The sequence below is a fragment of the Tenggerimyces flavus genome (genome assembly GCF_016907715.1).
Lineage (GTDB): Bacteria > Actinomycetota > Actinomycetes > Propionibacteriales > Actinopolymorphaceae > Tenggerimyces > Tenggerimyces flavus.
Genome location: NZ_JAFBCM010000001.1, coordinates 1,132,140 through 1,151,108, shown reverse-complemented (window position 1 = coordinate 1,151,108; position 18,969 = coordinate 1,132,140). Strand labels below are relative to the sequence as shown.

Below are 18,969 nucleotides of genomic sequence, written 5' to 3'. Positions count from 1 at the left end.
GGGTCCGACGCTACTCGGCGTCGACTACCTCGTACTCGACCGCCATCCGAGCCAGTTCCTCTGCCCACGCCCACCCCAAGCTGGGATTGCGGCGGTAGTAGCGCTTGCCGCCCATTCGCGGAGCGCGGCTTACCAGTCCGGCTGCCTGCAAGTCACGAAGTGGATCCTGAATGCTGCTCTGCGCCCGCAGGCCTAACTCCCACGCGATGTCACCCGGGTTGACCAAGCCGTCGCTCCGAGCGATGACAAGCATGACGGCCAACCGGAGCTCCTGACCGAACACCACCTTGCTCAACGGGCGCAGACGATCTCGGTACTCGGGCGTCACACTTGAGGATAACGCGAAACGCGGTACGCGTAACGCATACAATGGATGAAGCCAAGCGCAGGAGGTGCGAAATGTCTGCTGGTACGACCCTTGCTGAGGCCGTACTCGACGCCCGAGACGTCGTCGAGACGTACCGTGACTCGGCTGTGCTCTTGAGCGACTGGCAATCGCTCCTGCTTCAGGCCGCAGAGGTACTCACCCGGCAATCGTCGGACATCGACACGCCACCCGAGGCGGAAACGGCCACAGAGCTGCGCATGCTTGCCGCTGGAGAGATCGAAACGAGTCCGGAGCTGGTCGAGCGGACCGCCCTTCGACTTCGTCACCTGGTCGTGGTTACCCGACCGTCAGGCGTACCTCACCCTGAGGACGATGACTGGGCGTTCTGACTATCGACAGGACCTAACGTCGGAGAGTCCGCGCAGCCACCAACCCCAGCACCTTTGAGGCGCCCGCCGCGCGGGCAGCTCGCGTCATCTCCGTCAAAGTCGCTCCAGTGTGGATGACGTCATCGACCACGAGGACGGTTCGGTTGCGAAGGTCCACGTCGACGGTGAACTCGTTCCGGAGAGCGGCCATTCGTCGCTCCTGTGGCAGTGCCTTCGCAGCGGTTCGGAACTCCCTCTTGGCCCGGGCCTGAACACCCTGCCTGGCAGCTGCTTGCGCGAGACTGTCCGCCACGCGCTGGCCAAAGCTCACCCGAAGTTGATCGTGACCGGGAACTCCAACTACTACCGTTGCGGCGGTGTAAGCGGGATGTCTCTCGACGACCGTGAGCATTGCTCCGACAAGCATCTGACCTGGGTGACGCATGGCCTCGGGATCGCTCCTTGACGCGTACTTGCCGTCGTAGACGAGTTGGCCAGCACCGGTGTAGGGCCATTGGTCTGCAGGGAGCCCATCGAGCGGCTCCTTGTAGAAGTCGAGAGCGAGGACCGCGGACATTCCCTTGGGCGGAGCCATGACGAGCACGTCTTGGAAGAGTTCGAGCAGGGCCAAGGTGTCAGGTCTGACCTCTCCCGGGCCGGCCAGTCGGAGGTTCCACCTGCCTTGGTCTTCCGAACGGACGGACTTCCCGCGGTACGCGGCGACGCAGGCACACAGCTGACCGGCCACCTCTCGCGGGCCTCGGAGCAGGAGCTCGTGGCCACCCGCGTCGTGGCGAACGTCGTACGCCTCGAGGCGGTTGCCTCGAGGATCATGAGCAAAGGGAATCATGGGCAGCCGAAAGAGGAGGAGTGGGGCCCGCACCATCGTCTCTGCCGACGACCTCACGGGCGTGGCGACACGCCGAAAGGTCAGCTCCTTGACCGTAGGGTGTTGACCGTGCCATTATCCTTCGAACGTATGTTCGATGGTAATGGTCGCTCCATTGTGCGGATCGAGGGCGTAACGCCCCGCACCGCGACCGAGTTAGGGAAGCCATGACTGGCGTGCTTGAGGACCTTCGTTGCGCGATCGTCGCGACGGGGCCGGGACTGAGTCCTCGGCGGATGGCCGCCCTCCTCAGGCGTCACGGGCGTGACGGGCTGACCGCGCATCAAGATCACAGCAATGTTCCACTCCGCGTAATGACCGAGGAAGCCGAGCGCCTACTCACCATGGACGTGAAGGCCGTCCTTCTCGGCGATCCGGGCTACCCAGCACTGCTCGCTGAGTCGCCAACCGCGCCTCCAGCCTTGTTCTACCGCGGCCCACGAACTCTTCTCGGACAACCGGGGATTGGAGTCTGTGGATCACGGCAGGCCAGCTCGCACGGTCTGGCTGCCGCGGGCGCTTGCGCGCAAGTAGCAGTGGCCCGGGGTCTGACCGTGGTATCGGGCTATGCGCGCGGCGTTGACACCGCAGCCCACCTCGGCGCGCTGGAGCGCGGTGGAAACACGGTGATCGTCCTCGCGGAGGGCATTCAGTGTTTCAAGCACAAGGCTGCCCTTTCGCGAAGCTGGGATCACGATCGGGCTGTGGTCGTGTCGCAGTTCGCTCCTTCCCAGGCCTGGCGCGCGGATGCGGCGATGATCCGTAACGACACCATCGTCGGGCTAAGCCGAGCGATGGTCGTGGTTGAGGCGCGCGAGCGCGGGGGCACGTTCAACGCTGGCCTGCGGGGGCTAGCTCTGGGACGCGATGTCTTCGCCCTGGACTTGGGGGTAGGGGGCGACTCTCTCGGCAGCGCGCTGTTGACCCAGCGTGGCGCCAAGGTCATCGGTTCCAGGTCCGAGCTCGCTGCCGTTCTCACCAGCCTGTCCACGCCGGCGACAAGCGCGCAGCTACGACTGATCTGACTCGTACCCTTCATGCAACGGCATGCGAGGCATGATGGGTTCGTGGATGACAAGGAGATCCTCGGCCAGGTTCGGCAACTGGTCGACGAGGAACACGGACTTCGGGCTCGCGTCGTCGCTGGCGAGATCAGCGTCGAGGAGGAGAACGCGCGCCTGCGCGAGCTGGAGACGACGCTGGACCAGTGCTGGGACCTGCTCCGCCAACGCCGCGCTCTGCGCGAGACGAAGGGCGATCCCGACCAGGCCAAGGTCCGCCCCACCGGCGAGGTCGAGGGCTACCTGCAGTAGGTCTCCTGGCGTTTGCCCAGCGGCTTCCCAGCGCGAAGGCCCACCATGTCGGGCGACAGGGGTTCGGTCCGATGAGCTGGGGGGCTCATGTTGTGCCAAGGTCACGCATTGCAGGTCATGGGGAGCTTCGAGCTTCTCATCGGGGGAAAGCCGGTCGCACTGGCGCCGAACGGGCAACGGTTGGTGGGATATCTCGCCGTCCACGGTCCGCAGCGGCGGTACGCGTTGGCCGGCAGGTTGTGGGGATGGACGTCCGACGCGCAGGCGCGGGCGACGTTGCGTACGGCGTTGTGGCGGATCCGTACGGTTGCGCCGGGACTGCTCCGCGTCGACCGCGACGAGGTGTCGATCGGGCCGCTCGTCCGGGTGGACTTCGTCGAGTCGACGTCGTTGGCGCTGTCGGTGCTCGCTCGGGTGCCGGTTGGCGGTGAGACGTACTCGCCGGACCTGTTCACCTCCGACCTGTTGCCGGGGTGGAGCGAGGACTGGCTGCAGCTCGAACGCGAGCGCCATCACCAGCTGCGGATCCATGCGCTGGAGGCGCTGAGCGACCAGCTGCGTTCCACCGGGGCGTACGCGGCGGCCATCGACGTCGCGTACCGCGCGATCGCCGCCGAGCCGCTCCGCGAGTCAGCGCATGCCGCGCTCATCCGCGCGCATCTGGCGGAGGGGAACCGGGTCGAGGCCGTACGCCAGCTCGCCCAGTTCCGTCGCCTGCTCGCCGAGGAGCTCGGTCTCGCGCCATCGGAACGGCTCGAGTCACTGCTCCTCGAGGCCGCCTGACCCGGTGATCATGTACGTGATCATGAAGCCGGAGCAGTCATATACACCGGTTTCGCTTCATGATCACGTACATGATCACGGCGCCTCGTCGGAGCCACCGCACTCGTACTCGTCGAGCTCGGTCTCGAACGGCATCTCGCCGGGATCGACCTCGTGGGCCTGCGCCGCCGTCGGTCGGCTGGCGTTCGGTACGTCGGCCGCGGGATCGGCGAGCATCCGCCAGCCGTACTGCCGCGCAATCTGCCAGTGCCCGAGGCTGCTCGCCTCGACCCGGTACCGGTTGAGCACGGACTCGGGTGCGCCCCGCAGGCCGGCCGCGAGCGCCTTGTGCAGCTGCAGGCTGTAGCCCTTGGTGCTGCGACCGTAGAAGACGCGCATCGCTCCGGTCGGCTCGCCGGCCTCCCGGTCCGCCTGGAGGTGCCGCCGCGCCCAGGTCGCCAGCGCGCTCACGTCCTGGTAGAGCCCGTCGAAGACGTGCACCTCCTGCGGATCGTGGTGGCGGAGGATCTGCATCAGCGGCGCGCCGCCGCCGGAGTGCGCGGTCACGATCAGCCGGCCCATGGTCGGGGCAATGCCGCCGACCCGTTCGGCGAACCGTTGCAGCGCTTCCCGTACGAGCGTCGTCAGCCCGTCCTTGGTGACCAGCGCGGGGAACGTGTAGCGGTAGATCTTCCCGACCTGGACGCCGGTGAAGTGCCCGCGCGGGAGGACCGTCAGCGTGGGCCGCGTCCGTCCCGTACCGCTGGCGCCGTCGACCGGGGCGAGGTCGAGGCCGGCCCAGACCTCCATGTTCTTGGGCAGGGTCATGCGCGCGAACGAGTAGCCGTGCAGGTGCACGACCACATCGAGCTCAGCCGGCATGCTGGACATCGCGTTCCAACCGAGGACCAGGTCGGGCGCCTGCCCGCGATGGCTCCGAAGCAAAGGGATGCTGGCGACCTCGAGCCGGCCCGCTTCGATGGGCGTCGCCGTCTCGGCCTCCCACGCTTCGGACGCGCCAGCGGGCGGACGATACGTCCAGTGCCAGGCCTCCTTCTTATAGGGCTGGAAGTGGAAGCGGCCCGCGTTCTCCGTCAGCCAGGTGTGGAACCAGGCCTTCGTGCCGAGCTTGCCGAGGTGGCCCTTCACCGGGCCGGTGCCGAGGTCGAGCGCGAGCCCGTCCTGGTGGTTGCTGTAGCCGGGCGCGGCGACGTACTGGGCCAGGTAGCTCGCGAGGTACGCGGCCGCCTGCTCACCGTGCTCGCCGCCGCTCATGCCCTGCCGGGCGCGCCTCGTCTGCTGGTAGTAGTGCGGGAACCCGCCCTTGCCCTTGAGGAACTGCCCCTGCCAGATGCCCCATTGCTGGTCGGCCGAGCGGTACGCGCTGGTGATGCCGATCCTGATCTTGCCGGCGTGGGCCGTGGTCGCGAGCGCGGCTCGCGCGGCGGCCAGCAGCTCGATCGCCTTCGCGGCGGCGTCGGCGCGTGCCTTGTGCCCGCCTTCGATCGTGCCCAGGCTCTGCTCCGGCAGGGTGTCGACGAAGCTGTCCCCGCGCGAGATGTGCCAACGGACGTGGCGTTCGTAGACGTTGCGCAGGAACGCCATGAGCTCCGGCGTCTCCTCACTCGCGGGGCCGAACCAGCGCAGGTTGGCCGCGGGCATCGACGTACGCCCGCCGCCCGGTGCTGGGATCGGGGTCGGCGTCTGGCCGGCGAGGGCCGGGCGCACGATCTGGTCGCGGATCCGCAGCCACTCGCTGGTCAGGTCCCGTTGGTCGGCGCGGAGCTTCTGCCCGATCAGCGACGGGTGGCGGAACCAGAAGACCAGGTTCGTCAGCTTGTTGACGTCCCGTACGCCGGCGCCGATCGCCATCGCGATCGCGGTGGTCCAGCCGCCCTTGGCCATGGCGTCGAAGGCGAGGCGGGGGAGGTCGAACACCGCGGCCAGCGGATGCTCGTCCTCCAACGCCACCTCGAGCAGGTGGTCCTCGGGGAGCTCGTCCTCCTCTTCGAACGCACCGTACGTCCCGAACTCCTCAAGGTCCGCGTACTCCTCGTCGTCCAGTTCCAGCTCGTCGGCTTCGGCTTCGGAGAACGGGCTGAGGATCTCAGCTGTGGCCATTGGCGCTCACCGTTTCGAGAGCCGGCGCCGCTGCGCTGGGCGTCGGCAGGCGCAGCGGCTGAGCGCTCAACGCGCCGGCCACGTTGCCGACCGGACGGTCCTTCACCCGGTCGCCGGTGGCCGACTGCCAGAGGTCGATGATGCGGTTCATGTCGCGGATCAGCTGCGCGTTCGTGCCGTTCGCGAGCGGGATGTAGAGCGTTTCGGCTTCCTCACCGGTGTCGAACGTGCCGAGCTCGATCGCCCGCAGCAACGCCGACATCAGCTCGGCGAGCTCGAACAACTCGCGCGCACGGGCCGCAGGCTGCATTCCGACGCGCTGCGCGATCCGGGCCAGCCGGTCGGCGGCGCTCGTCGCCTCGGCCTTGAGGTCGCGCACGATCGGGGTGTCGCTCTCCAGCGTGAGGTGGAACCAAGCCATCGTCGAGACGTGCACGAACTCCTCGCGCGCGAGCTGTCCGCCGCGGCGCCGGTTGTTCAACATGTCCTTGATCGCGGTGGCGAGGAACGCGACGTACTCGCGGTCGGTGGCGTTCGGGCCGGTCTCGTTGCGCGCGTTCTCGATGCCGAGCCAGACCTGGCGGAGCAGCTCGGTCCACTTCGTGCGGAAGTCGGCGTTGACGCCGCTGCCGATGTCGGTCTTCCACGCGCTCTCCGCGGCGCCAGCCGTCCCGGCCCAGCGAGCGGGGATGGGGTGCGGCAGGTCCATGCCGAACATCCGCCAGCTGCAGTTCCGCCGGTTGACGCGGTCGTCCGGACGTACGTCGCTGACCACGCCGCCGATCGAGAACAGCGGCGGGTCGCGGAAGAACAGCTCCTCGGTCGCGCGTACCCACCGCAGCCCGTCCTTGGACAGCGTGTCGAGTGTCTCGCCGATGACGAGCCGGCGGATGACCTCGGCGAAGACCTCGAACGCGCCGGTCGACTCGATCACGTACGCGTAGGAGAGGTGGTCCCAGATCAGGCCGGGCGCGGTGATCGCGAACACCTGGTTGTTGAACACGTCCGGGTTGGTGGCGACGATGCCGGACGGGGCGATCTCCTGGCCGTTCTGCGCTGCCGGCTTGGGCAGGTCGAACGTGGTGATGATGTCGACGTTGCCGAGGAACGGGTCCAACTGGGTGGGCTGACCGAGTGCCGGAACGGTCGCGGCGCTGGTCCAGGCCTCGTCGAGCCAGCGGCTCAGCTGCAGCGGATGGACGAGGAAGACGTCGTTGCGATCCCGACCCGCGTTGGCCAGGAGCTGGGCAAGGTTTCTGAACATCGAGCACTCCTGTGGATGGCCTAGACGGGGACGGCGGAGTCGAAGGTGAGCCGGGGGCCGAGCCGGATCGGGACGCCGAGGACGTTCTGGATCTCGATGCGGCTGAGGGTCTTGCGGGCCGACGCGTTGAGCACGACCGTCTGCTCGGTGACCGGCGTCGAGCCGCCTCCGGGAGCGACGTCGACGACCGGGCCGTCGTCGAACTCGATCACCTCCGGCGCACCGACGCCGTCGACGTGGACGGCGACCTTGTCCGCCTCGGGCGGGAGGTCGAACACCTTGAGCAGAACGTCGTTGCCCCTGAGCTGGAGCTGCGCGCGGACCGTGAAGCCGGTGAAGCCACGCCGGCCCATCAGCTGGCTGAGGACCTGGTAGTCGAGCGTCGTCCTGGCCTGCTCGATCGAGGCGCTCCGGTCGCCGGGTCCGCCGCCAGGGATGCCCGCGTTCGTGCTCGACCGCTGGACGGACTGGAGCTGTTCGGTGTTCCGGGCGAGGGCCGTGGCGATGTCGTTCAGCGCGGAGACGAACTGCTTCATCGTCGCGTCCGTCGGCTGGCTCGACCGGTTGGTTTCGGTGGTGGGCATGGGACTTTCCTCCTCGGGCATGGGTGTCAAGCCACCTTGGGAACTCGCTCAGGCGACAGGCTGGCCAGCCAGCCTTGGAGCGCCTGTCGGTGAGCGGCGGCCTGCGCTGGTTCGAACGTCGGGCGCGAGGTGAGCCACGCGAGGATCGCGAGCGGCTCGCGGCGGGCGAGGTACTGCGAGGTGAGCAACGAGCCGCCCGCACGTCTCGCGAGCGCATCGAGCGCTGTGGGGGAGACGCGGTTCGGGTCGGCCAGTGCTGCGAGCGGTCGGCCGCGGAACGCCGCCATGGGTTGGCGGGTGCAGAGGTCGACGATGTCGCTCATCGCTTGTGCACTTCGGTGCGCGAGGGCGCCGGCGTCGGTGCGTACGTCGACGGGGTGGCGGTGCTGCCACGCTTCCGCGATCGCGTCCCACGGGCCGGGGCCGTACCAGCTGCGGCAGAGCGCGACGTTGAACATCACCCGGATCCAGGGTGGCGGGTGCGGGTCGCCGGGGACGAGTCGGAAGACCGCGGAGGTCGCGCCGTCGACGACGTTCGCCAACGCTGGCAGAGGTGCGAAGCCGGCTTGGGCGAACGCGTGCACGTCGGCCGCGACCTCGCTCGCCCAGTCGCGCCACATCGCGGCGAGCTCGGTCGAGTGCTTCTTCAGTCCCTGTCCCAGTGCGTCCTTGAGCTCCGGGGTCCAGCCGGTGAGGTGGGCGACCTGGTGGCCGGTCTCGTGCAACAGCGCGGTCGGATGGCTGAGGTTGTGCCGGGTGATCTTGACTGCTGCGACGGGTGAGGGGCTCGTTCCGTCCCAGAGACGTACGTCGGCGCGCAGGATCGCGGCGCCGAGTCCCTTGTCGAGGTAGACGACCGCTGGCGGTGTGGCGATGCCGAGGCCGCGCAGGATCAGGTCGAGGCTGTCGCCGGCGATGACGTCGAGGCCTCTGAGGACGGCTGCGAGGGCGGGGTTGGTCCGCGAGGCGACGGCGTCGCCGTAGAAGTCGAGGATGGTCTCGACCTGGAGGTATCTCCTTCTCAGCTTGAGCATTCGTGCGCGGACGTCGTGCTCGTTGGCGCCGGTGGCGAGGGATCGTGCGGCGGCGGCCGCTTCCTGGGTGAGGTCGGCGACGGTGGCGGTGAGGCGTTGCCGTACCCGCAGGCGCAGGTAGTCCTCGAGGCTCGCCCAGGCGGCGGGGGAGGCGATCGCGTCGAGGTCGGCGAGCGCCTCGGCCGCAGCCCGCCAGTGCGCGAGCTCCGCCGCCAGCTGCTCAGTCACTGTGGTGTCCCGGTCGGATCGTCACGGTCGGGGTGCCGGGGGTCGCGGCTTGCAGCGCGGCCTGGTCGGCGAACGGGACGGCGAACGTGATCGTGATGCCGGACGCCGGGTCCTTCGCGGCCTGGGCGAGGGTCGCACCGGCCTGCGGAAGCTCCTTGGCGAGCGCGGCGAGCATCGCCTCGGCCACGGCGTCGGCCATCGCCTTGCGCTGGTCGGGCGTGCTCTGCCTCAGGGCGGTCGGCCGGGCGAGTCGTTCGGCGAGCGACTTGCGGGCGTTCGGGCCGAGGAGCTGCCGTACGGTCGCGACCACCTGGGCGTGCGCGTTCTGCTCGAGCTGGCCGGCGATGGCGTGCGCGGCTCGTTCGCCGATCCGCAGGTGGACGCGCAGGACGGGCTGTGCCGCGTCGAGGACGAGCCTCAGGCCGATCCGGCGGCGGCGCCTGCGCGGGCGGTGCCAGGGGCCGGCGAGCCGGAACAGCCTTCTGCCGACCCCGCCGGGGCCGGGGAGCCGGCCGAGGCGTGGGTTGTTCAGCAGCAGGCCGGCTGTGGTGGGCGTGAGCTCGCCGAACTCGTACGTCGACAGCGTCTCCTCGCTCTCGGCGGCGAGGTGGCCCAGCTGGGTGCCGGGGATGGTCTCGTACACGCGGATCTCGGCCTCGGTGGGCCAGCTCGTCGTGCCCTCGTCGAGCAGCCTGTCCTCGAGCGTCTCGCCGTCGGCGAACACGATCAGCCTCGCTGTGGGGCGGCTGACCCTGACGACGAGCGGGTGGCTGTAGGTGCGGTAGCGGTACCGGGGCCGGGCCTTGCGCGGCATCAGCACCCAGCGGCCGGCTTCCGCTTCCTCGTCGGCTGACTCGAGGTCTGTGCGGAGGAGGTTCGCGGGGAGGTTTCGGGCGGCGGCTTCGGCGAACGCCTCCTGCACCTCGGCGGCGACGCGCAGGTCGTCCGCGAGCGCCTCAGCGGGGAGGGTGAGGACGTCTCGTACGGTCTCCTCGATCGTCGTCACCAGCGCTTCGGCGCCGACGAGCGGGCGGTCGTCGTACTCCAGGCCCAGCAGCTTGAGGCCCTGCGCGGCGATGTGTGGCGCGAGGGCCTTGGCCTTCTCCTGGCCGACGAACCGGGCGACGAACGTGGCGACCGGGCCGGCGACGAGTCGTCTGATGCGGTCTTGCCCGATCAGCTTGGCGGCGGTCTTGATCAGCGGCATCGCGGCCATGACGGCGGGGATGAACTGCTCGATCTGGACCGTGGGCGGCTCGTTCGGTGGGGCGGACAGGAACTCGTCGGCGAGCTTCGCCCGGGCGTCGTCGAGCTCACTCTCGGTTCCCTGCGCGGCCGCGGCGTCGGCGTCGGCGAGGGCCGTGTCGAGGGCGGCGTCGTTCGTCGCGGTCAGGGCGCCGGCGGCGCGCTGGTCGAAGTCGGCGGCGAGGTCCTTGGCGGTGGTGGCGACCTTTCCGGTGAGCTTCCGCGCGAGCTCGGTCGCGGGGCCTTTGAGGCTGGCGGGGAGGCGGTTGACCACGAGGTTGACGACGCGCTTGACGAGGGGTTCGGCCAGCTTGCCGAGGATGCCGGTGAGCTTGGCGATCCCGGTGAACTTGGCGACGACGGCGAGGCCCTTCTTGGCGAGGCTGGTGACGCCGCTCTTGAGCTTCTTGAGGATGCCGCCGAAGAGCTGCTCGACGGCGGGGCTGAACGGGGCGGTGGCGAAGTTCGCGGCGGCTCGGTCGATCTCTTCCTCGGTGATGGACTCGAGCGTTCTGTCCTGGAACGTGTGCTCGAGGTGCTCGAGGAAGTGGTTCGTGTCCGCGGTGACTCTTGCTGCCCAGGCGTTCAGGTGGGTGGGGCCTTGCTCGTTCCAGGGCGAGACGAGATCGAGGGCTGCGGCCTCGTCGACGAGTGCTTCGACGGCTTCGTCGAACGTCTCGTTCTGCAGCTCGTTCAGCAGGCTCTCGTACGCCTGCTCGTTGTCGTCGCGCGTCTCCATGAGGGCTTCGGCGAACGGCGACCGGAGCCCTGGCATCGGGACCTCGCGCTGCAGCGTGGCGGTCGGCGCGCCATCGACATAGCCCATGCCCGCGAACGGCGACTGGCTCATGGGAGACCTCCATTGAACGGTTGTCGCCCGACGGTAGGTCTGCGCCGTGTGCTGTCTCGTGTTCGTGAGCGTCACCGCATCGTCACGAGGTCTCGTAGAGCTCCTGCCACCTCCTGAGCGCCGGTGTCGGCTTCCAGCCTGCTGCGGTTTGGTGTGCTTCCTCTGCGGCTGTGACCGCCTCGTGCCAGGCGGCGTGGCGAGCGGCGGAGTCGCCGCGGTTGACGAACAGGTCCTGGGCCATCGCGGAGATGGCGGCCGTGCCGTGGTTGAAGGCGTTCTGGTGCGGGTTGCTGGACTCGGCGATCCACCTGAGGTTGCGGCCCTGGCAGACGCGGCAGTCGCACTTCCAGGCGTTGTCGTCGGGGTTGTCCTCGATGGCGTTGGCGAGCTTGTCCTGGCGGTAGAAGCCGAGCATGCGGGGGACGAGGATGGACGTGCCGGGGATGTAGCCGCCTCCGCCGCCCTTCTTGGGGAAGAAGTGCCTGAGCGCGGAGCTGTCGCCGACCGCGACCATCGCGGCTCCGTACGCGAGGGCGCCGAGGACGGAGACGTCGCATCTCAGGAGGCCGACTGTTGTTGGGGCTTGGAGGACGTGGGCGAGCCCCTGGACCGCGTTCTTGAGCGCGAGCGGGTCCTTGTCGTGCTCGATCATGAGAGCGACAGGGGTGCCATGGTCCGTGATCGCCTTCTGGAGCTGGTCGGCGTCCAGCGTGAGCCACTCGACCGCGATGGGGAGGGCGGCGACGACGCCCTTGCCGCGTCGGAGCTTGTCGTTGATGTTGGCGGCCTGGTGCAGGATGCGGTGCAGGCTGGCGGTGTCCTGAGCGGGAACGTAACCGGAGTCCGTGAGCGCGTACCGGACCCCGTCGTTGTGCTGGCGCTTGATCCAGCCGTCGTCCACACCGGCGGTGCCGAGCTTCCTCTGTTTGCCCGAGTAGTGACTCGCGTCGAGCATGATCTGTGCCCGCGGCGCCTTGAGGCGTGTCTGGTGCACGACCTCGGTGGCCGTCCTCAGCCGATCCTTGCGGGGGAGAACGTAGACAACCCCGATCCCATCGGCTTTGAGCAGCTCCCTCACGCCCGCCACCCCACCCTGCGGATGCCTGCCATCCGCCCTGTGCACCGTCTGCAAGAACAGCGCCGTCCCAAGCCCCTCCAGCGGCTCAGCCCGCGGCGACGTCAGTTCCGGTGCCATCACTCCAGTGTCGCCCGGACTGCAACGTGCGTACAGGTCAGAGCACGACGGTCAACGCGTTCCTCGCTGGGGACCGAGTTTCTAGGACAAGTGGGTGCTCACTCCGCCTAGAAACTCTCCTGAAACTCTCGATGGAGCGCGGCCACGAGGTCGGCTAGCGGTACGTGGCGACGAGCTCGATGGGGCCGACGAGGTTGTCGTTGAACTCCTCGAGGTCCTCGGCCGGGATCCAGTACTCCAGGATGGTCTGGCCGCCGACCTGGCGGACCTCGTAACGATCCAGGAACGACTTGCGCACCGCGAAGCGGGTCACGTGGCCGACGCCAGAGGCGGGGACGTTCCAGTCGCGGGCGATCTTGGTCGCGTAGTCCTCGTTGAGCACCGGGTAGAAGATCGGCTGATCCGGGAGCCGGGGCGGCCAGCGGCGCCAGGCGGAGGCTTCCACCAGCTGGAGCTCCTCTGGGCCGGTGGGTCGCCACAGCTGGACGGTCTCGATGGCCATCCCCTGATCATCCTCGAAGCCCAACGGGAGAGGTAACCCGGAGGAACCCGGCCCGGCCTGCGTGTTAGCCTCGTATCCGCTCAGGAGCGCGCGCGAGTGGCGGAATGGCAGACGCGCTGGATTCAGGTTCCAGTGCCCGCAAGGGCGTGGGGGTTCAACTCCCCCCTCGCGCACCCGAGAAGGCCCCCGGAGGAAGCAGCCCGGGGGCTTTGGCGTCTGCGAGGTCCCGCGCGACGTGATGAGGGACACCACAACCGGCGTGTCGGAGCTTGCATCTGTATGGGTAAGGAGGCGCGGATGGGATTACGGAACGCATACATGCTGATACCCACCGCGCGAAATCGGCCGTGGGGTGGGTCGGCGGTTACGATCGGTCCCGAACGGCGCGAGAAGAGAAGCTGCGAGCGTGTCCCGGACGAAGACCGCGCCGATGTCCGGCCGCTCGCGGCCGTTGGGGTCGGTGTGCCCTTTCGGCATGGACACGGGGAGGAGGTGCCCGTGGGAGTGTTCCAGCGCTTCGAGAAACGACTCGAAGGCATGGTGACTGGCGCCTTCGCGCGCATCTTCCGCTCGGCCGTGCAGCCGGTGGAGATCGCTGCCGCGCTACAGCGGGAGCTCGACAACTCCGCGCAGATCCTGTCGCGCAACGCGAGCCTGGTGCCGAACGACTTCTCGGTGCAGCTCTCGGCGAGCGACTACGACCGGCTCGCCCCGTACTCGCAGACCCTGAGCAAGGAGCTCTCCGAGGTCGTGAGCCGACACGCCGGCACGCAGAGCTACGCGTTCACCGGCCCGGTCACGGTCTCGTTCGAACGCATCGACAACCTGTCCACCGGCCGGTTCAAGGTCCGCAGCAGCGCCGTCGCGCAGGTCACTCCGGCGCGCCGGATGGGGACGAACGCCGAACGCCGCACCCCGCCGCGGGACCGTCAGCCGATGCCGCAGCCACCCCAGCCACAACAGCAGCCGCAACCCCAGCCGCCACAGCCCCAGCCACAGCAGCCCCCGCAGGGACCGCCGCAAGGACCGCCGCCCCAGGGCCAGCAGCCGTCGCCGTACTCCAGGCCGCCACAGCCGCAGCCGCAGGACGAGGACCGCACCAGGCCCATCCGCCCGCCGGCCCCGCCCGCGGTCCCGCCGTACCTGGACGTGAACGGTCTCCAGCACCAGCTCGAGCCGCCCGGCATCGTGCTCGGCCGCGGCACCGAGGCCGACCTGCGCATCACCGACCCCGGCGTGTCCCGCCGACACGCCGAGATCCGCGTCCAGCTCCGCGAGGGTCAGTACCTGGTGAGCGTCCACGATCTCGGCTCCACCAACGGCATCGTCGTCAACGGCCAGCGCACCGAGCAGGCCATCCTCGAGGACGGCAGTCAGGTCCTGCTCGGCAACACCCTGCTCGTCCTGCGCAAACCAGGCGCGACCGGTGGCCCGGAGGTGCGGCGCTAGGTGTCTGAGCTCACCCTCACCATCATCAAGTTGGGTTTCCTCGCGGTGCTCTGGCTGTTCGTGCTGTCCGCGGTCTCGGTGATCCGTACCGACCTGTTCGGCACGCGCGTCACCCAGGCCAAGGCCGAGCCGAAGTCCAAGGTCAAGCAGCCGAAGGTGCCCAAGCCGCCCAGGCGCCGCCGCGGCGAGCCCGCCTCCGCGATCGTCGTCGAGGGCACCAGCGTCGGCATGTCCGCGCCGCTCGGTGACACACCGATCGTGATCGGTCGCGGAGCCGAGTGTGAGCTCCGCATCGACGACGAGTACGTTTCGACCCGGCATGCCGTCCTGCGACCGCAGGGCGGCCAGTGGTACGTAGAGGACCTCGGTTCGACGAACGGCACGTTCGTCGGGGAGGTACGCGTTCACAAGCCGACCGCGGTGGGGCCGGGGACACCGGTCCGGATAGGTAAGACGATCCTCGAACTGCAGAAGTAGAGCGGATCTACTCAAAGAAGGCAGGATGACGCTCGCGCTCCGTTACGCCGTGCAGACCGACGTCGGACTCGTTCGGACCAAGAACGACGACTCCGCGTACGTCGGTCCACACCTGCTTGCCCTCGCCGACGGCATGGGCGGAGCGGTCGGTGGCGACGTCGCCAGTGCGATCACGATCTCCACGGTCTACTCACTCGACAACGACAAGATCGACGACCTCCTCCCCGCCCTCGGCGAGTCCGTCCTCCAGGCCAACACGAAGATGGCCGAACGGATCGAGGCCACGCCCGAGCTCGAGGGCATGGGCACCACGCTCACCGCGATCCTGTTCGACGGCCAGCGGTTCGGCCTCGCCCACATCGGCGACTCCCGCGCCTACCTGCTCCGCGACGAGACGCTGAGGCAGCTGAGCCACGACCACACGTTCGTCCGCACCCTCGTCGACGAGGGCAGGCTGACCGAGGCCGAGGCCCGCCAGCACCCGCATCGCAACCTGATCATGCGCGTGCTCCAGGGCCACGAGGACGCCGAGCCCGACCTCGCCTACCTCGACCTCCAGCTCGGCGACCGGCTGCTGATCTGCAGCGACGGCCTCACCGACTTCGTCGAGGACAGCGAGATCGCGCACGCGCTGATCAACGCCGGCGAGCCGGACGACGTCGCGAACGAGCTCATCCGGATGACGCTCGAGGTCGGCGCCCCGGACAACGTCACCTGCGTCGTCGCCGACGTCGTCGAGAGCGACGACCCGCAAGCCGCCGGCCAGTCCGGCGCGATCTTCGTCGGCGCAGCCGCGGCCGCCGACCAGCTCGAGGGCCCGGCCGAGATCACCGCCAGCCAGGAACCCACGACGATCCCGCACCCCGACCCCGACGAGGACGAGGAGCTTCGGTACCGCCCTCGTGAGCCTGGCAGGTTTCGCTGGGTCCTCCGAACGATCGTCGCCCTCGTCGTCCTCACCCTGATCGGCTTCGTCGGCTGGAACGCGTACGGCTGGAGCCAGCGGCAGTTCTACGTCGGCGCCTACACCGAGCCCGACTCGACGACCGCGCCGAGCGAGACCCACGTCGCGATCTTCAAGGGCATCGCGCAACACGTTCCCGGCCTGCAGCTGACCAAGGTGTACGAGGTGCAGGAGCTGCAGACCGACGCGCTGCCGCCGTACCACCGGGAGAAAGTCGAGCAGACGATCTCCGTCGACGACCTCGCCGGCGCCCAGGCGATCGTCAAGGAGCTCAACCAGATCGCCCAGCGCTGCGCGCCGACGACCCCGCCCCGCACCACCTCACCCTCCACCACGCCCAGCGCGTCGACCTCCCCGCAAGCCGGCGGGACGACGAGCCCGAGGCCCACGAACACCCTCCGCCCCGCGACGCCGTCCGGCACTGCCCAGCCGAACGCGTCACTCAACGGCGGCCTCCGCAACGGCGCGACCGAGCTTCCTCCGGACTGCGCCGGCGAGGTGACTTCGTCGCCCGACCCGGGGGCGACGCGATGAGCGATCAACGCGCCGCGACCGGCGTGATCGTTCTGCAACGCAAGCGGCGAGGTGCCGAGCTGCTGTTGCTGATCCTCGCGCTCGGCGCGGCGATCGGCGCGTACGCGCTCGTCGGCCTCGCGGTCGAGGGCAAGTTCTCCGACAACCTGTGGACGTACGCCGCCGGCATGACGCTGCTCGTCGGCCTCGCGCACGGCGTCGTCCGCTGGCGTGCGCCGTGGTCCGACCCGATCCTGCTGCCGTGCGTCGTGCTGCTGAACGGGCTCGGGCTCGCGCTGATCCACCGGCTCGACCTCGCGAAGGATCCCGGCAGCGTGGCCGACGCGTCGCGCCAGCTGATGTGGACAGCGGTCGGCGTGGTGCTGTTCGTCCTTACCCTGTTGCTGATTCAGGACCACAGGCGACTGCAGCGCATCACGTACACCGCCGGTCTCGCCGGCATCGCGCTGCTGATCCTGCCGCTCGTCCCCGGCATCGGCCGCGAGGTCCAGGGCGCGCAGATCTGGATCCGCGTCGGCGGGCTGAACTTCCAGCCCGGCGAGGTCGCGAAGTTCTGCATGATCGTGTTCTTCGCCGGCTACCTCGTCGTCAAGCGCGACGCGTTAGCACTCGCCGGACGGCGGTTCCTCGGCATCGACCTGCCGCGCGGACGTGACCTCGGCCCGATCCTGCTGGCCTGGGTGATCAGCCTCGGCATCCTGGTCTTCCAGCGCGACCTCGGCACCGCGCTGCTGTTCTTCGGGACGTTCGTGATCCTGCTGTACGTCTCGACCGAACGACCAGGCTGGGCGGTCATCGGCACCGCCCTGTTCGTCGGTGGCTGCTACTTCGCGTACTTCGCCGCGACCGTGCTCGACATCCGCCAGTTCTCCCACATCGCCAACCGGGTGAACGCCTGGCTCGACCCGTTCGCCCATCCCGACGGGGCGTACCAGATCATCCAGTCGCTCTACGGGCTCGCGTACGGCGGCATCCTCGGCAAGGGCCTCGGCGAGGGCCGGCCGGAGCTCGTCCCGCTGGCGAAGAGCGACTTCATCGCCGCCGCGCTCGGCGAGGAGCTCGGTCTGACCGGCCTGATGGCCGTGATCGTGCTGTACGGCATCCTCGTCGAACGAGGTCTGCGCACCGCGCTGATCTGCCGCGACCACTTCGGCAAGCTGCTCGCCACCGGCTTCGCCGCGATCATCGGCCTGCAGGTGTTCGTCGTCCTCGGCGGCGTCACCAAGCTCATCCCGCTCACCGGTCTGACCACGCCGTTCCTCTCCTACGGTGGCTCTTCCCTCGTGGCGAACTGGGCGCTGGTCGCGTTGCTGATGCGGATCAGCGACTACGCGCGCCGCCCGCCGATGGAGCCGACCGCGATCGTCGAGGACGCGCAGACCCAGGTGGTGGTACGCCGATGAACCGTCCGATCCGGCGCATCGCCATCGCCTTCGTGGTGCTGTTCCTGGTGCTGCTCGTCAACATCAACTACATCCAGGTGATCCAGGCGCCCGACCTCAACGCGCGTTCGGACAACCGCCGCGTGCTGCTCGACGAGTACGCCCGCCAGCGCGGGCCGATCCTCGTCGGCGGCCGCCCGGTCGCGTCGTCCGTCGCGACCGACGACGACCTCGTCTACCTGCGCAAGTACGCGAGCCCCGACCTGTACGGGCACCTCACCGGCTACTACTCGTTCATCTACGGCCGGAGCGGCGTCGAGAAGGTCGAGAACTCCGTGCTCGCGGGCACCGACAACCGGTTCTTCGTCCGCCGGCTCGTCGACATGCTCACCAACCGCCCGGCGCAGTCCGGCGACGTGTCGCTGACGATCAACCCGCGCCTGCAGGAGATCGCGCACCGCGAGCTGGGGGACAAGAAGGGCTCGGTCGTCGCGTACGAGCCGACCACCGGCAAGGTCCTCGCGATGGTGTCCCACCCGACCTGGGACCCGAACAAGCTCTCCTCGCACAGCGCGAAGGAGATCACCGCGAACTGGAAAGAGCTGCTCGCGGACAAGACCAAGCCGATGGAGAACCGCGCGATCCAGCGCCGCTACCCGCCCGGCTCGACGTTCAAGCTCGTCACCGCGGCGGCCGCGCTCACGTCCCGCAAGTACAACCTCGAGACGCAGATCCCCGGCCCGGCCGTGCTGGACCTGCCGCAGACCTCCCGCAACATCACCAACCACGACAACCGCGCCTGCAAGGACGGTCAGGTCACGCTCCAAGAGGCGTTGGAGATCTCCTGCAACACCGCGTTCGCGAACGTCGGCCTCACCCTCGGCGCGGACGCGCTGCGCGAGCAGGCGGAGAAGTTCGGCTTCGGCACCCGGATGTTCCCCGAGCTGGACGGCGCCTCGAGCGCGTTCCCGGCAGCGGGGAAGATCGACAAGCCGCAGACCGCGATGAGCTCGATCGGCCAGTACGACGTCGCCGCGACCCCGCTGCAGATGGCGATGGTGACCGGGGCGATCGCCAACCGCGGCAAGGTGATGAAGCCGTACCTCATCGACCAGGTGCGCGGCCCCGACACGCTGCCGTTGGAGACGACCGAGCCGACCGAGCTCGGACAGGCCGTCACACCAGAGGTCGCCGATCAGCTGAAACAGATGATGGTCAACGTGGTGGACAACGGCACTGGCAAACCCGCGCGGATCGACGGTGTCTCGGTGGGCGGCAAGACGGGTACTGCACAGACGACCCCAGATCGGCCGCCGTTCGCATGGTTCGTATCGTTCGCACCGGCGGACGATCCCAAGGTGGCGGTCGCGGTGGTGATCGAGGAGGCGAACGTGGCACCCGACGACATTTCGGGTGGCAAGCTCGCGGCTCCGATCGCGAAGGCCCTCATGGAAGAAGTGATCGGGCGATGACCCGCTGC

Annotated in this window: 17 protein-coding genes and 1 tRNA gene; 9 read left to right on the top strand and 9 right to left on the bottom strand. The window is 68.8% G+C overall.

From position 1 onward, the window contains the following. Window positions 1-10 precede the first annotated feature (10 nt). Together JOD67_RS05505 and JOD67_RS41710 are read right to left on the bottom strand one after the other, a co-directional pair. Complete coding sequence (locus JOD67_RS05505) at window positions 11-295, bottom strand: helix-turn-helix domain-containing protein (protein ID WP_205115907.1); 285 nt, start codon at window positions 293-295, stop codon at window positions 11-13. A 435-nt stretch (window positions 296-730) separates the two neighbouring features. Beyond that, the gene (locus tag JOD67_RS41710; protein ID WP_205115904.1) at window positions 731-1,444 is read right to left on the bottom strand and encodes a ComF family protein; all 714 of its coding nucleotides are present in this window, start codon (window positions 1,442-1,444) and stop codon (window positions 731-733) included. A 455-nt stretch (window positions 1,445-1,899) separates the two neighbouring features. Here JOD67_RS41710 and JOD67_RS05495 point away from each other — a divergent pair, with 455 nt between their 5' ends. The 3 genes from JOD67_RS05495 (at window position 1,900) to JOD67_RS05485 (ending at window position 3,681) form a co-directional block, all read left to right on the top strand. Then, entirely contained in the window at window positions 1,900-2,610 is a 711-nt protein-coding gene (locus JOD67_RS05495; protein ID WP_239553732.1) for a DNA-processing protein DprA, read from the top strand. A gap of 42 nt (window positions 2,611-2,652) precedes the next feature. Continuing rightward, window positions 2,653-2,898 (top strand): DUF2630 family protein, encoded by a 246-nt coding sequence (locus JOD67_RS05490; protein WP_205115893.1) that lies wholly within the window; start codon window positions 2,653-2,655, stop codon window positions 2,896-2,898. Window positions 2,899-3,015: 117 nt separating this feature from the next. Further along, window positions 3,016-3,681, top strand: coding sequence for an AfsR/SARP family transcriptional regulator (locus JOD67_RS05485; RefSeq protein WP_205115891.1), 666 nt, complete (start codon window positions 3,016-3,018; stop codon window positions 3,679-3,681). 75 nt (window positions 3,682-3,756) lie between these two features. Here JOD67_RS05485 and JOD67_RS05480 read toward each other — a convergent pair whose 3' ends face one another. From JOD67_RS05480 to JOD67_RS05450, 7 genes are all read right to left on the bottom strand, one after another. Then, window positions 3,757-5,781 carry a D-alanyl-D-alanine carboxypeptidase family protein gene (locus tag JOD67_RS05480; RefSeq protein ID WP_205115890.1) on the bottom strand — a complete coding sequence of 675 codons (2,025 nt, stop codon included), beginning with the start codon at window positions 5,779-5,781 and terminating at the stop codon, window positions 3,757-3,759. Beyond that, window positions 5,768-7,045, bottom strand: a complete 1,278-nt coding sequence (locus JOD67_RS05475) for a hypothetical protein (protein ID WP_205115889.1) — start codon at window positions 7,043-7,045, stop codon at window positions 5,768-5,770. The genes JOD67_RS05480 and JOD67_RS05475 overlap by 14 nt, the downstream gene beginning before the upstream one ends. 20 nt (window positions 7,046-7,065) lie before the next feature. After that, window positions 7,066-7,629: a hypothetical protein gene (locus tag JOD67_RS05470; RefSeq protein WP_205115887.1), complete on the bottom strand. Its 564-nt coding sequence runs from the start codon at window positions 7,627-7,629 to the stop codon at window positions 7,066-7,068. Window positions 7,630-7,655: 26 nt separating this feature from the next. Continuing rightward, window positions 7,656-8,891: a hypothetical protein gene (locus JOD67_RS05465; RefSeq protein ID WP_205115885.1), complete on the bottom strand. Its 1,236-nt coding sequence runs from the start codon at window positions 8,889-8,891 to the stop codon at window positions 7,656-7,658. Then, window positions 8,884-10,986, bottom strand: coding sequence for a hypothetical protein (locus JOD67_RS05460; protein WP_205115883.1), 2,103 nt, complete (start codon window positions 10,984-10,986; stop codon window positions 8,884-8,886). Before JOD67_RS05460 ends, JOD67_RS05465 begins: the two co-directional genes overlap by 8 nt. A gap of 82 nt (window positions 10,987-11,068) precedes the next feature. Beyond that, on the bottom strand, window positions 11,069-12,181 hold the full coding sequence (locus JOD67_RS05455) for a hypothetical protein (RefSeq protein ID WP_205115881.1): 1,113 nt from the start codon (window positions 12,179-12,181) through the stop codon (window positions 11,069-11,071). 154 nt (window positions 12,182-12,335) lie between these two features. After that, window positions 12,336-12,683 carry a hypothetical protein gene (locus JOD67_RS05450; protein ID WP_205115879.1) on the bottom strand — a complete coding sequence of 116 codons (348 nt, stop codon included), beginning with the start codon at window positions 12,681-12,683 and terminating at the stop codon, window positions 12,336-12,338. A gap of 90 nt (window positions 12,684-12,773) precedes the next feature. On the opposite strand from JOD67_RS05450, the gene JOD67_RS05445 reads away from it, so the two are divergent. The 6 genes from JOD67_RS05445 (at window position 12,774) to JOD67_RS05420 (ending at window position 18,961) form a co-directional block, all read left to right on the top strand. Then, window positions 12,774-12,856, top strand: a tRNA-Leu gene (locus tag JOD67_RS05445). A 325-nt stretch (window positions 12,857-13,181) separates the two neighbouring features. Next, window positions 13,182-14,132: an FHA domain-containing protein gene (locus tag JOD67_RS05440; protein ID WP_205115878.1), complete on the top strand. Its 951-nt coding sequence runs from the start codon at window positions 13,182-13,184 to the stop codon at window positions 14,130-14,132. Beyond that, the gene (locus JOD67_RS05435) at window positions 14,133-14,609 is read left to right on the top strand and encodes an FHA domain-containing protein FhaB/FipA (RefSeq protein ID WP_205115877.1); all 477 of its coding nucleotides are present in this window, start codon (window positions 14,133-14,135) and stop codon (window positions 14,607-14,609) included. A 25-nt stretch (window positions 14,610-14,634) separates the two neighbouring features. Next, on the top strand, window positions 14,635-16,107 hold the full coding sequence (locus tag JOD67_RS05430; RefSeq protein ID WP_205115872.1) for a PP2C family protein-serine/threonine phosphatase: 1,473 nt from the start codon (window positions 14,635-14,637) through the stop codon (window positions 16,105-16,107). Next, window positions 16,104-17,510 (top strand): FtsW/RodA/SpoVE family cell cycle protein, encoded by a 1,407-nt coding sequence (locus tag JOD67_RS05425; protein WP_205115870.1) that lies wholly within the window; start codon window positions 16,104-16,106, stop codon window positions 17,508-17,510. Before JOD67_RS05430 ends, JOD67_RS05425 begins: the two co-directional genes overlap by 4 nt. Then, window positions 17,507-18,961, top strand: coding sequence for a peptidoglycan D,D-transpeptidase FtsI family protein (locus tag JOD67_RS05420; protein ID WP_205115868.1), 1,455 nt, complete (start codon window positions 17,507-17,509; stop codon window positions 18,959-18,961). The genes JOD67_RS05425 and JOD67_RS05420 overlap by 4 nt, the downstream gene beginning before the upstream one ends. The last annotated feature ends 8 nt before the right edge of the window (window positions 18,962-18,969 follow it).

Excerpts from the sequence above, each read along its gene's own strand:
- JOD67_RS05460 (WP_205115883.1), bottom strand. The coding sequence starts at position 10,986 with ATGAGCCAGTCGCCGTTCGCGGGCATGGGCTATGTCGATGGCGCGCCG.
- JOD67_RS05425 (WP_205115870.1), top strand. The coding sequence starts at position 16,104 with ATGAGCGATCAACGCGCCGCGACCGGCGTGATCGTTCTGCAACGCAAG.
- JOD67_RS05470 (WP_205115887.1), bottom strand. The coding sequence starts at position 7,629 with ATGCCCACCACCGAAACCAACCGGTCGAGCCAGCCGACGGACGCGACG.
- JOD67_RS05420 (WP_205115868.1), top strand. The coding sequence starts at position 17,507 with ATGAACCGTCCGATCCGGCGCATCGCCATCGCCTTCGTGGTGCTGTTC.
- JOD67_RS05450 (WP_205115879.1), bottom strand. The coding sequence starts at position 12,683 with ATGGCCATCGAGACCGTCCAGCTGTGGCGACCCACCGGCCCAGAGGAG.
- JOD67_RS05455 (WP_205115881.1), bottom strand. The coding sequence starts at position 12,181 with ATGGCACCGGAACTGACGTCGCCGCGGGCTGAGCCGCTGGAGGGGCTT.
- JOD67_RS05495 (WP_239553732.1), top strand. The coding sequence starts at position 1,900 with ATGACCGAGGAAGCCGAGCGCCTACTCACCATGGACGTGAAGGCCGTC.
- JOD67_RS05430 (WP_205115872.1), top strand. The coding sequence starts at position 14,635 with ATGACGCTCGCGCTCCGTTACGCCGTGCAGACCGACGTCGGACTCGTT.
- JOD67_RS05475 (WP_205115889.1), bottom strand. The coding sequence starts at position 7,045 with ATGTTCAGAAACCTTGCCCAGCTCCTGGCCAACGCGGGTCGGGATCGC.
- JOD67_RS05485 (WP_205115891.1), top strand. The coding sequence starts at position 3,016 with ATGGGGAGCTTCGAGCTTCTCATCGGGGGAAAGCCGGTCGCACTGGCG.
- JOD67_RS05480 (WP_205115890.1), bottom strand. The coding sequence starts at position 5,781 with ATGGCCACAGCTGAGATCCTCAGCCCGTTCTCCGAAGCCGAAGCCGAC.